General features: G+C 43.2%; 9 protein-coding genes. All 9 read right to left on the reverse strand.

Features of this window, described 5'->3' with window-relative positions; translation table 11 throughout:
* Nucleotides 1-3: 3 nt before the first annotated feature.
* Genes V513_RS05245 through hpt form a run of 9 tightly spaced genes read right to left on the reverse strand, consistent with a single transcriptional unit; the run spans nt 4 to nt 12,906 of the window.
* A complete protein-coding gene (locus tag V513_RS05245) occupies nt 4-4,728 on the reverse strand; it encodes an SLBB domain-containing protein (RefSeq protein WP_099771945.1) in 4,725 nt (1,574 codons plus the stop codon).
* Nucleotides 4,729-4,747: 19 nt separating this feature from the next.
* Nucleotides 4,748-5,113 (reverse strand): response regulator, encoded by a 366-nt coding sequence (locus V513_RS05250; protein ID WP_006492172.1) that lies wholly within the window; start codon nt 5,111-5,113, stop codon nt 4,748-4,750.
* Nucleotides 5,091-7,802 carry an ATP-binding protein gene (locus V513_RS05255; RefSeq protein ID WP_099771946.1) on the reverse strand — a complete coding sequence of 904 codons (2,712 nt, stop codon included), beginning with the start codon at nt 7,800-7,802 and terminating at the stop codon, nt 5,091-5,093. The genes V513_RS05250 and V513_RS05255 overlap by 23 nt, the downstream gene beginning before the upstream one ends.
* The gene (locus V513_RS05260) at nt 7,780-8,256 is read right to left on the reverse strand and encodes a Mut7-C RNAse domain-containing protein (RefSeq protein ID WP_099771947.1); all 477 of its coding nucleotides are present in this window, start codon (nt 8,254-8,256) and stop codon (nt 7,780-7,782) included. The genes V513_RS05255 and V513_RS05260 overlap by 23 nt, the downstream gene beginning before the upstream one ends.
* A complete protein-coding gene (locus V513_RS05265) occupies nt 8,253-8,810 on the reverse strand; it encodes an RsmD family RNA methyltransferase (RefSeq protein ID WP_099771948.1) in 558 nt (185 codons plus the stop codon). Before V513_RS05265 ends, V513_RS05260 begins: the two co-directional genes overlap by 4 nt.
* A 1-nt stretch (nt 8,811) precedes the next feature.
* The gene (gene recG, locus V513_RS05270) at nt 8,812-11,169 is read right to left on the reverse strand and encodes an ATP-dependent DNA helicase RecG (protein WP_099771949.1); all 2,358 of its coding nucleotides are present in this window, start codon (nt 11,167-11,169) and stop codon (nt 8,812-8,814) included.
* Nucleotides 11,169-12,065: a DegV family protein gene (locus V513_RS05275; RefSeq protein ID WP_099771950.1), complete on the reverse strand. Its 897-nt coding sequence runs from the start codon at nt 12,063-12,065 to the stop codon at nt 11,169-11,171. Before V513_RS05275 ends, recG begins: the two co-directional genes overlap by 1 nt.
* Complete coding sequence (locus V513_RS05280; protein ID WP_099771951.1) at nt 12,062-12,373, reverse strand: hypothetical protein; 312 nt, start codon at nt 12,371-12,373, stop codon at nt 12,062-12,064. Before V513_RS05280 ends, V513_RS05275 begins: the two co-directional genes overlap by 4 nt.
* Nucleotides 12,373-12,906 carry a hypoxanthine phosphoribosyltransferase gene (gene hpt, locus V513_RS05285; protein WP_099771952.1) on the reverse strand — a complete coding sequence of 178 codons (534 nt, stop codon included), beginning with the start codon at nt 12,904-12,906 and terminating at the stop codon, nt 12,373-12,375. Before hpt ends, V513_RS05280 begins: the two co-directional genes overlap by 1 nt.
* Nucleotides 12,907-12,975 lie beyond the last annotated feature (69 nt).

The following is a 12,975-nucleotide window of genomic DNA, read 5'->3' on the forward strand; positions in this document are numbered from 1 at the left end:
ACCTCACTTAAATATGCCAACTGCTGAATTCACTATGCTTAGCGATGACGCAACAATCGACATAATATCTTTAATATTCACTATTGGGGACTGCGGAACGAAGATTATATTTCCCGGTATCAGCGGGATATTCCCCTTTGCAGGTTTTCCTTTCTGCTGATCCAGGTCGATTACCATTGGCTCCTCTTCAAGATCCTGGAAGAGCAATACATTTCCGAGCACAGCATAGCTTGTCGATCCACCGGCTTCCACAAGAGCTTCAATGGCTGTCATTCCGTCATAGAATCTTACGACACCAGGTTTTTGAACCTCACCGAAAACATAAACTCTGGCCGGTTCCGAGTAAGGCACATATACAGTGGATCCAGCTGGAACTACTTTTCTAGTGAGAGAGATGAAATCATCAGGTGAGGTAATGATCTCTTCCGTCTTGCCGCCTGAAGATATGAAGACTCTTCCGCTGGTTTCGAAATTCGTAATTCCGCCAGCAAGACTTATGAGTTCAGCCAAAGTTAGCTCACCATAGTCCGAGACTGGAAATACTCCCGGAGATTCCACATCACCGACCACCGCGACAAAAGAATCGTAGTTTCTTAACGCGACAATGGTATCTCCATCTTCTAGATAGCTTCTTGCGAGTTCCTCGGTCCTCAACGCATCAAACAATTGCACCCTGCCATCTATTCCGATTAGGCTTAGCGTTGTTACGGCCTTTTCAACTCCGCCGGCAACTGCGATTGCCGTTGCAATGGAAGGGTTCCTGACGCTGATTTCATACTCTCCAGGTCTAGCGACGTCACCCAGGACAGTCACAGAGACGGGTGATCTACTGGACACATAGATATAAGTGTTATCAGACAGTTGATTTCCTCTTTTCTGCAAAACTTCTGGAGTATATTCACTGTATCGTTTGTCGTCATGAACAATTATCGCATCAACAAGACTATCGTCTATGAGACCTCCGGCCCTAGCTATAACATCGGAAAGTGAGTGATCCTCATCTGGATTGAAAGTGAAAAGACCGGGATTCTTAACTGCCCCAAGAACAGTTATTCTTAGCACTTGTTTTGGTACTATGAGTGTGCTTCCAGGTTCAATAAGCGCATCTTTGCCTTCGTTCTTGATATTCGAAAGACTCACTGGTAGAATCTCCCCTGAGGGCAGCAATACCTTGACCAGGTCTGAGGCGGTGGCCTTTTCGCCGCCAGCCCTTGCGAGAGCTCTCAGAACCGTAATCTCCTCCTGAGCTGCGAATTCGAATTTTCCGGGAGAGTTTACTTCACCGCCAACGTAGATGTATCGATCGTCACCCGGAACGTAGACGGTTTGACCCGAGACTAACATCACATCTTTTCCATCGACAAGATCTAGCCACAGTACTTCTTTCTCTTCGCCTGTGATCTTCACGTTTTGTGCAGCTTTTTCAGTCAAACCACCGGCTCTAGAAATAGCGAGTAGAAGAGATGGCAATTCAGTTTTAGAAAACTCAATCGTTCCTGGATACTTGACTTCTCCTATTACATTTACCCTGACTGGTTCATATATGGGTACGTAAACGAAAGAACCATCTTCAAGATTCATGTCAAGAGCCTTACCAAGAAGTATTGAGTCTACACTTACAGTGGAGGTCCTGCCAAAAGGATCCGTTATCTGTATCTTGCTACTCAGCGCAAGCGGGGTCATTCCACCTGCCCTTGCCAGAACAGTTGTTAGGGAGACTTTTTCTCCAGGTTCGAATTCCAAGAGTCCCGGTTTGTTAACTGCGCCTACCACAAAAACCTGACGTAGAACATCTGGGTAAATAACTATTGAACCAGGGGACAAGTTCATGTCGTTCTCCCCAAGATCTGAAATCTGTCTCTCTCTCTTTGTCCCGTCTGGAAGGATAATGGTAACCCTGCCATCCGAATCAAAATCAAGTTGATTCTGTTTTGCCAGTGCAGTCCTTAGGGTGATTTCCTCATTGCTTCCAAAGTCGACTCTTCCACCCTTCTCTCTAGAGATTACATACACGAATCGATCGGGAGTTTCGGGAATATATATTATCGAATGATTCGATACCTGTGGATCTCCAATACTGCCCGCCATTACTGACTGTAGGTCAAGCTTTCTTCTCTGATTATCCTCAATTATCTCAACTTCCTTTGAAAGTGGGTCACTTAGTCCACCAGAAATCGCTATTAGTTTTGTCAAAGTTGGATTTGGCTCTTCTTTGCCTATTTCCTTTATTCCAGGCTCTCGTACACCCCCCAAAACATAAACGAATCTCGCCTCGAGTTCGGGAATAAACACAGTAGCTCCATCTGGAATTACAGGAATCGGGTCTCTTGTTAGATCTTCGAGGCTATAAACAACTGTAGAAGCAGACTTAGAATCTATTACTGTAATATTGAATTCGTCGCCCAGATCGGTTATGCCACCAGCTGCTGCTATTACGGTGCTCAGATTGAAGGGGATACCGGGTTTGAGATTCACAGTACCGGGATTTCTTACCTGTCCAATAACATTTGCCACGTTATCCGCTTGAGGATAAAAGATTACACTTCCGGTTTCCAGTTCGAGGTCAGATCTCTCAAGAGAACTAATCGAAACTCTTATCTCCTTACCAGACGGTGAAATCACCGAAATTTCCTTCTCTGAAGCGATCTCCACAAGATTTAGTTTGGCAAGGGCATTTCTGAGGGTAATGCTTTCGCCAGAAGAGAAATCAACTCTTCCACCATTTTCCTCAGAAACAACGTAGACGAATCGACTGTCGATTCTTGGGACATATATGAGATCGTCGTAGGAAATTTTCCGATCACTGGATATTCCCTTCAGAACTTCATCAAGATCTATTTCACTGATTTCCGATCCAGAAAGCACCTGAACCGACGAAATGTCGGCGTTTTGAGTGAATCCTCCACTTGCACTAATAGCACGCGTCAGAAGAAGATCGTCTTCATCGAGCTCGATCTTTCCGGGTCTTTCCACTTCCCCAAATACATATATCCATGTGCTTATATCGGGAATTATCACGATTGAACCGGTCTCAAGCTGATAGTCTTCCTTTGATAGGTTAGAAACAGAAAGAAATTTGCTCATTCCAGTGGTGTCAATAATCGATATTTCCTTCTTCGAATTGAAGTTTAGTAAATTCATCTTTGCCAGCAGGTTTCTCAGAGTGAATGGTTCTCTTTCATCAAAATCGATTCTTCCGCCTTCTGCCGAAGAAACGACGTATACAAAACGATGCTCTTTCTCTGCTACATTTACGATAGATTGAGCTGAAAGAACCAAAGTGCTCTTAGCAGCATCTTCGATTGAAAACTTTTTTACCTCCCCATTTTCCAGAAGCTCTACAGAGCCTGCAAACTCCGTTACTCCACCTGATTTTGCAATTGCTTTTCCAAGAGTGATTTCTTCGAAATTCGAGAAGGAAAGGACGCCCGGGTTTCTCACTTCACCGGTGACGAAGATACTCTTTTCACCGCTCGGAAGTATTATCATTGATCCTGCATCGAGAACGGCATCTTCCCCTTGATGGAACTCACGACGTTCGCCTGATGTGGTTACAACAACTAATGGGTCCTGGCTTACTGGATCAAAGAGATCTACCTTTACTAAGGCATTGATTAGCGTAATTTCTTCGTCTATACTGAATTCAACTTTTCCTCCAAACGATGCGGAGGCTATATAAACATATCTTTCAGGCTGGCGTGGAACGAATACTGTTTCACCTGGGTAGAGGTCTATATCTTTGATCTGACCGCTGAGGAGTTTGCTGATTTCAACGGATTCCGGTTCATCCAGGTCTTTCCTCAGAATGTAAAGCTGGTCCGAAGCGGCCGGATTTAGTCCTCCGGCCTCTCCAATAGCCTGAAGCAAAGTCAGCTTTTCACGGTATGGTATTGATGAAGGATTGCCAAACTCTCCAAGAAGCTTGACCGATTTTGATGAGGCATCGTTTGCAATGACGATGCTTCCAGCAGATAGCTCAGGGTCACTCTTTATGCCGGATAAGACGCTGTTCAGACTGACGATCGAAGAATTCTCTTTAGCTTCGCTAAGAATCATGATTTCGTTATCATCGGCGGTTTCCTTTAGTCCTCCAGATTTGGCGATCACCTGAGTCAAAGTAATTCCAGGGCTGTATTTGACTAGTGAAGGAGAATTGAACTCGCCCATCGTCATTATCCACGCACGAGGACCTGTTGGAACGAATAATGTTGAGCCCTCAGAGATTTTCTCTTTTAGAGCGGCTCCACCGGAGAGAATTGATGATAGATCTATGTAATTTCTTGTTCCTTCGCTATCCACTATGAAAGATGAGGAAAGATCTGCCCCGTCTTTGAGGCCGCCCGCAAGAGCAAGCAGTTGAGAGATCCCAATAGTTTCGTCGCGCCACTCAATTGCTCCGGGTTTGTTAACTTCTCCCAGAACGTAGAACATGAATGGAGCGAACGACTTCACAGATACAGTTACCTGGGGCTCTGATGTAAGAATGCCCTTGCTAAGAAATTGTGAAGACAGAAAGGATTGAATCTCCTCTAGTGTTTTTCCCAGAAGCATAATGCTTCCAAGCGGAGGAACGGAAACAGTTCCATCTGGTCCCACAAGGGTTTCACTAGAAAGGTCGCTGGACCCATATACCGAAATCGATAGAAGGTCACCCGGTCTTACTGAATATCCTAGAAGTGACATTGTAATCAAAAGCACTATTGAAAGAGATATGATTTTCTTGTACATCTTACTTCCTCCTTCTTTACTAGTCAAGGTCTTCTCTCAGAAGGCTTTCTATAACTTTCTTAAGTTCTGAGAAATCCGGTGACTTGACAACATACGCGTCGGCGGCCCAAGAAGAAAGATCGTGCTTGTAATGAGTATAAGCGGTTAAAAGCACAATTTTCATATTAGGAAACCGCTTTCGCACAACACCGGCAAGCTCGAGCCCGTTCATTCCTTTCATTTCAATGTCAATGGTCATGAGGTCAAACGAGTTATTTGTGCTGAGAATTTCAAGCGCTTCCTCAGCTGTGCCGGTACTCTTAACTTCAAAGCCAGATTCCGTAAGTTCTTCTTCGATTAGTAGCCTCAGATTCTTTTCATCTTCAACTATCAGTACTCTTTTCAAGATCAAACCTCCCAAATTCCTTAGTCGGCAACCTGAAAGTAAAGACAGTTCCTTCACTTCCGCTTGAGGCATGAATGCTTCCTCCATGTTCTTCTACAATCTTTTTGCAAATAGAAAGTCCTAAACCAGTACCGAGAGTCTTTGTAGTGAAGAATGGTTCAAAAATGCGCTTCAAAGTCTCTTCTGGTATAGTTTTCCCACCGTTCCAGGCTGAAAAACGGATTTCCTCGTTATCTTTCTCAAGAGTTACATGAACCTCATCTCCAGATTCAGAGGCCTCAATAGCATTCTGAACAAGATTGATTATTACCTGTTTGATTTTATCTCTATTTCCGTAATATTCAATTCTTTCTTCTTTCGTGTATAGAACAAGTTTAACATTTTCCGACGCGGCTTTTTCTTCGAATCCAGCCAGTATTTCACGTGTCATAGAAACCAGGTCAAACGCTTCCTTGGATGGTTTGGCCTTTCTTCTAGAAACCTCAAGTACTTCGCCAACTATTCTGTCCAGTCTTTGAAGCTCATCCATGAGAATTTTCGCATATTCTTCGGTTTTCTTCCTGTCTGAGGAAGCCAGAATCCTTTTCACGAAGCCGCCGATTATTGTTATTGGATTTCTAATCTCATGGGCGACTCTTGCAGACATTTCCCCCAGAGCCGCAAGTTTTTCCCTGCCCTTCAGTTCCTGCTCAAGATTTCTCCTCCTAGTTATGTCATCTAAGGAGAGAATCACGCCAGTTAGACCTTTCCTTTTCTCTTCTCTCAGCGGTGTTATGCGGACGTCGAAGTACCTTTCTCCAAAGGCTTCAAAGTATTGATCCGTTAGGGTAATAGTCTCGCCAATTCTCATCGCATCCGACAAAAGGTCGATAATGCTTCCAAGTTGTGGTTTCATTGATTGAATCTTCTTTCCAATCAATTCTTCTCTTTCAATGTTTAAAAGAAATCCAGCAGTTCTGTTGATTTCCGTTATTTCACCGTCAACAGAACAAACTATGATTGCTGATTCTAGAGACTGAAGTATACTTGAAACGAATCTTCGATAATAATTGGAGAGATTTCTCTCTTTTTCGAGACTCTCAGCCATCTGTACAATTCTCTTATAGTTCTCCGTAAGTTCAAGAGCTACTCCTGTACTATCGGCCAGCAATCCGAGAATCTCTATGTCACCACTGCTGATTTTCTTCCGGGAATAAGCATTGTCAACCACCAGTACACCTTGTACTTCTTCTTCCCCTGACACGGGAGCAATGAGATACTCGTCAGTGCCGATAATCCTATTCATCAAGCTCAGCTCTTCTCCCCTGAGCCTGAGCATTTCAGGGGAAACGTGAACCATTTTTTTCCTGAGGATGACCCTTTCTAGAATGATATTCCCAGGATATGAAATTGAAGCCGAAGGCTCATTATTACTGGTACTTTGTGCCGCCTCAAGCGAAACATCTTGAAGATACCTTGTAAGATCACTGTATGCGGATCTATCCTTGAAACTCTTGCCCCTCGTAGAATTTACTTGGGTTTCCAAAATGAGAAGGGAACGACCGCTATCTACACGGAAGTACGTGGCGCGATCGAATCTCAGTCCTGAGGAATCAGTCGCGCCTATTAGAAGAATTCTAACTATTCTCTCTCTGTCCATGCTTCTTTTCATGGCCTCGGTAATTTTATGGAGAACTCCAAGCTTGAAAAGCTGATCTTTTTGATCATTTATGAGTTCTTCATGTTTCTTCCCAAGCTGTCTTAGCTTCCTTACTTCTAGCTCCAACCTCTTTGTAAGTCTTATTCTGCTAATAGCAACGGCCATTCTTCTGCTTATATCATCAAGAATTTTAAGGTCTTCTTTGTCGAGATGTTTATATGCTCTGAATTCTCCTTCAATATCTTCCCTGTCTGCAGCGACGATCAGTCCGTTTAGTATTCCTTCTACGGCTAGAGGAATAGCCATGAAGGAGCCCACAGAAACATCTTCTTTAAAGATTGCAGATGAGAGATCTGATTTTCTCGCAGAAACGAAAAGCTTCTCACTTGTCAGTTCGCTCAACTGATCATCAGAAATCTCTATTTCGATTCCCTTGAGAGGGTTATTACCGTTTCCCACAGCCGCCTTCAGGTGAAGACTCTTTCCCTGCCCTTCGAGATAGAAGATCCATCTAACTCTCAACATTTCTCTTGCTATCTCCAATGATTTACATATCAATTCTTCAACTTGAGTTTCAGTTTCCAGTACCGAAGTAAGCTTTGAAACCAGTTTCAATCGTCTGTAAGCTTCCTCTTCGGCAGATCTTTTCAGCAAATAATGCAAAGCAAGCTCAATTTCCTTTATCCAGCCCTTGAGTAATTTATTCGATTCTGCGCCTGCAGACATAATCAGTAACCCATGAGGTTCTCCATCGTAAGAAAGACTGACGAGAAATACTTTTTCTCTGAATTCTTTGCCATGAGAGGAAACAACAACGTTCATCTCTCCCGCAAAATCCTCAGAAAGCTCCTTCAGAGAGGGATTTAGGCTTAACCTTATCTCTCTACCAGTGCGAGTGAAGGCTTCATCTGGGTTGACTTCTTTGAAAACGTTTCGATATTTCTCCAGTATGAACAGTGATGCTTTTGAAGAGGGTTCAGAAGAAATCTTCTTCAAAATCCTCTGGATTACTTCATCGGACGATTTCTCAAAGTTTGTTTTCTTCAGCATTACCACCACTCTTTCCTGCAATTTCGTTCATCCATTTCATGTGTTGAACATGACTCCCATTCCAGTAAAGCTGACCACACCTGTTGCATTTGTAAAGCCTTTCTGCCGTAAGCACCACATAATCTGGAACCATCGCAACATCTTTTAGGGAAGCCTCTTCAAGCAGACCGTTGCATTTCGAGCATCTGCTAAGAAAGTGAACATCGTCCAAACCTATCTGGAATCTTTGAATTACAGATTTAAGCTGCGAGCGCCAGTTTTCCGACTTGATTAAATAAGATCTGATACCATATTTAATCGCGATCTCCATTGCTTTCTTACTCTTAGTCAAAAACACATCCCGATTCTCAACTGACTTGCCTATCTCATTTCTAGAGCATATTTCCGTGTCAAAACCCATCAGTCTGAGCTTCCTCGCTAGTTTGGTTAAGGGCTCTTCAACCAAAAATCTCATTTCTTCACCATAAAGGAGAACACTACTCCTGCATAGTTTCTCTGGTCAACAAGATCGAAGGATCCTGCACCTTGCAAGACAAAATCCTTCTCTCTTACAGAAGATTCGACTATAAGCATTCCGCGAAGGTTTAGAAGCTCGGCATTTCTTTCAAGAACTGCCATAAGAGGCTGGATGTATTCCTCGTCGAAGGGAGGGTCCGCAAATACGACGTCAAATGCGATTCCACTTTTTACGAATGATGGAATTGCCCTACGAAAATCTGAGCAAAGAATCTCCAGATCCATAGAGGGATCAATTCCCCGTTTGTTTCCAAGAATTGAATTGCAGGCCCTTCTTGAAATCTCAACTGCCAGGACGCTGGCTGCACCCCTACTAAGGGCTTCAAAAGATATTATCCCACTCCCCGAAAAAAGATCTAGAAGGGACTTTGAGTTTATATCTATAACGTCGAAGAGGGCCTTACGAGCTAATTGGGGAGTGTGCCTGGTTTTCTTTGCTGTTGTTGGCTTAATCATTCTCCTGGCGAATTTTCCGCCGGTTATTGTCAACATGCTATCCTACCTCAATCAGTCTAGCTCTCTCTGAATAGACCCTTTCCATTTCGATTCGTAGAGCACCGTGCTCAAGGAGTTCGGGGTCTTCTTCCATCAGTTTTTTTGCGTCTTCTCTTGCCTTGAAGAGGAGATCTCGATCGTTTACAATGTCACCAATAAGGAACTGAGGCATACCATGCTGCCTTAAGCCAAGAAACTCGCCCGGTCCTCGAAGTCTTAGATCGAGCTCGGCGACGTCGAATCCGCTCGAAGTAGAAGCGAATTCTCTGAGCCTTGACAGAGCATCATCTGAAATAGCTTTATTCATAACCATTACACAGATAGATTTGAGATTGCTTCTACCGACACGCCCTCTAAGTTGATGTAGCTGAGCCATTCCGAATCTTTCGGGGTGTTCAATAACCATAACAGTGGCGGTGGGTATGTCTATCCCAACTTCGACAACGGTTGTTGAAACGAGAATCATGCTTTGCCTTGATCTAAACCTCTGCATTATCTCTTGCTTCTCGTTATCGTTTAACCTGCCGTGAAGCAATTCAACACCTACCCCTGGGAATACTTCTTCTCTAAGTCTCGTCGCTTCATCGGTAGCATTTTTCAGATCGATCTGTTCTGATTCTTCGATGAGCGGGTATATGAAAAATGCCTGATGACCCATCTTCAGTTCATCTGAGATGTATGAGTAAAGATCTTTAAGTCTTTTTCTTGTGAGGATAATTGTTCTGACTGGGGATCTTCCTTTTGGCAATGTAAGAATTGTCGAAATATCGAGGTCTCCATAAACGGTTAAAGCAAGAGTCCTGGGAATTGGAGTGGCGGTCATGACGAGACTGTCGAGAAGCTTGCCTTTTGCTGTCAATGTTTCTCGTTGCTTGACCCCAAATCTATGTTGTTCATCGACAACCACAAGGCCAAGATTCCTGAATTCAACACCATCTTGGATGAGTGCGTGAGTACCGACAACCACATCTATTTCTCCCTTCTTCAACCTCATCCTCACAAAATCCTGTTCGTTTTTTTTCATTGATCCCGTCAACAGACCGGTTTCAATCCCAATAGGTGAAAGTTCTCTCTTGATCTTCTCATAGTGCTGCATTGCAAGTACAGAAGTAGGTACCATCAAGGCGCTCTGATAGCCAGCTTCGTAATTATCGACCATTGCCAGTTCAGCGACCAGAGTCTTCCCGGAGCCAACATCACCTTGAAGTAGTCTATTCATAGGCGAAGCGGCCCTCATGTCATCTCTGATTTCTTCGAAAGCAGTAACCTGATCTTTAGTTAGTTCAAATGGCAAGGATTCGATCAGTCTCTTCGACAAGACGCCGCTGATTTCCTTTTGGAGACCCTGATACTCTTTCCTAATCTGGCGTCTTCTGAATAAGATTGTAGTCTCAAACAGAAAGAACTCCTCATAAGCCAGAGCTTCTCTAGCCTTGCTAATTTCATAAAGGCTCTTTGGAAAGTGAATAGCGGTAAACGCATGTTTTCTAGGGAGTAATCCCCTTTCAATGGTTATTGAGGAAGGTACTAGATCGTCCAACGATCTTACCAAGCCGAGATTTCGTTTGACGATCTTTCTCATCATCTTCATAGAAATGCCCGAAGTTAGCGAATAGACAGGAAGGATTTCTCTTGGCACCTCGCCTTGGATCTCCTCTATTTCTGGAGAGTTCATCTCCATGGGGCCAAATGGAGTTCCCTTTGCCAAGCCGTGAATCAAGTACTCTCGATCCCTCTTAAGCTTCTGAAGTATATAGTCCTGATTAAACCACTTAAGAAGCAACTGACCAAAGCCATCGCTGACTACTGCTGAGATAATTGTGTAACCCGATGCCTTCTTTGCAGAGAAGTTCAGAAGACGGCCTTTTACACTTACCTTTTGGTCAGGGACTATCGAGGAAATGGGCATAATTATCCTTCGATCTTCGTAATCTCTCGGGAAATACTGTATTAGGTCTCCAATTGTTTCGATATCCATTCTCTTCAGTATCTTTGATCTCGCTTCACCTACCGAATATGCGTACTTAATGGGTGTCGAAGGTGAAACCGGTCTACCAAGAAGAGATTCAATTTCTTCTGAATTGTGAAGTAGAAAAAAAATTCTTAGCTTGGCTATCATTTCGAGGCCGTTTTTCAATCTTTTGACCTTTCGATCATGAGGAAACTCGTCAACTCTGGAGAGGTAAGAAATAAACTTAGACAAGTATTCGCCAAGCGAGGAGAAATAAGACAACTCGGACCTATCGAGCAAAGATAGGAAACGCTTGAGCTCGGGTAATACATTATCTTCCCTTTTGCCGCTGAGGTGAGCTTCGAGAAGTCTTTCACATTCTTCAAGGAATTGCTCCAAGAGCATTATTCTGCTTCTCTCTCCCCGTAGCAAGCAAGTCCAAAAACCGCAGGACCGCTGTGACAAGCTATCGTAGGCCATATTCTACCGCTGACCAGCTCAATGTCACTTCTGGATATTCCAAGTCTCGACTCGATTGATTCTATAAGCAATTCAGTTGTCTCATGCATAACGGTCAAATACTCTTCGCTTCCATAAATCGAGTAAAGCGTGATTGATTTTCTCCTGTTTTGAAGAAATTCCACGATGTTCTGAACCATCTGTTCCTGAAGCTTCTTCATACCTCTGAGTTTTGCTATTGGGCTTATAAATCCTTCTTCATCAACAGAAAGAATTGGTTTTATGTTTAGCAAGGTTCCTGCGAGCCCCTGTGCCTTTCCTATTCTTCCATTCTTAATGAGATATTTCAAAGTGGGAACACTAAACTCCATAAAAGTATTATCAATGACTCGGGGTACGCTTTCAAAAACCTCGTCTAGACTATATCCAGTTTCAACGAGCTTGATAAGCTTTCTGGCCACAAGATTAGCACCAACAGACACTTTTCTGGTATCGACCACCCGAACATCTATTCCTTCGACCATTTTGGAAGCCATTACGCAAGTTTCGTACACCCCTGACATCTTTGATGAAAAGTGAATATCAAGAAGCTCTGTATATCCTCTTGACCTAATATCGTTATAATATTCAAGTACCTGACCCAACGGTGGCTGCGCCGTATGAAATTCCTTTGAGTTTTCAACGATTCTATAAAACACATTCTCCATGAAGTCAAAATCATCGTTGTATTCCTTATCGTCAATTATCACCTTCATCCCCATGAAAAATAGCTTATGCTCCCGCACAAAATCCCTGCTAGGTGCACAACCGGAATCAACGGATATTGCTATCAAATCGTTCACCTTCCTTCGGCGAATATTATTTCTTCTTCATCTCCATTATCTAATCGCACACACCAACTCCCATTAATCTCGTCCGTTTCCAAGTGATAACCGTTGATCTCAACAGCCAGTTTTTTTCCATGTTCCATACTGAACAGAAGAAGCTTTTCTGCTGAGACTCTTACTCCTCTCATTACTGAAGCTTCTAGCATCAGCTGCGTGTTTTCCCTGTTGGAACTGACAACGTTCAGTGCAAAAAGGGAAGTTATGGTGCAAATGCTTAGAAGCAGTACAGCCAGAACTAGTGTAACAACGTTGCCTTTTTTCATTATTCTCCTTTCAAATAACCTACGTAAGGAAGATTGCGATAAACCTCCTCGTAGTCAAGTCCATAACCGACTATGAACTGATCCCCAATCTTTTCACCTGTAAAATCAATTTTGACTCCATGATCGTGAATGGTCTTTTCGAAAAGCGATACTAGTTTTACATCCGCTGGTTTTTGCTTCCAGATATAGTTGATAATGTACCTGAGAGTTCCTCCTGTGTCAACTATGTCTTCAACAAGCAAGACGTAGCGATTGGTAACCGATTCATCTACCCAGGTCTTAACGCGAATCCTACCGGTAGTTGATGCTCCAGAATAACTGGAAACATGAACAAAGTTGTATCGGACCTTCAAATTCAGCCGCTTAAGTAAGTCACTGTAAAAATGAACCGACCCCTTCAAGATACATACTGCAGTAATTTCATCAGTAATCGGTGAATAGTATTCATTAATCTTCTCTGCCAGTCCATTGACGATTTTCTTCAGTTCCTCTTCTGAATAAAGGACTTCGATTCTTGCAGGATCAAAGAGCATTTCCTTCACCTCCGGGAGTCACGATAATTATACCATCGGAGGATGATGATGCGATCCAATCGCAAAAAG

This window comes from Mesotoga sp. H07.pep.5.3 (genome assembly GCF_002752615.1).
Taxonomy (GTDB): Bacteria; Thermotogota; Thermotogae; order Petrotogales; family Kosmotogaceae; genus Mesotoga; species Mesotoga prima.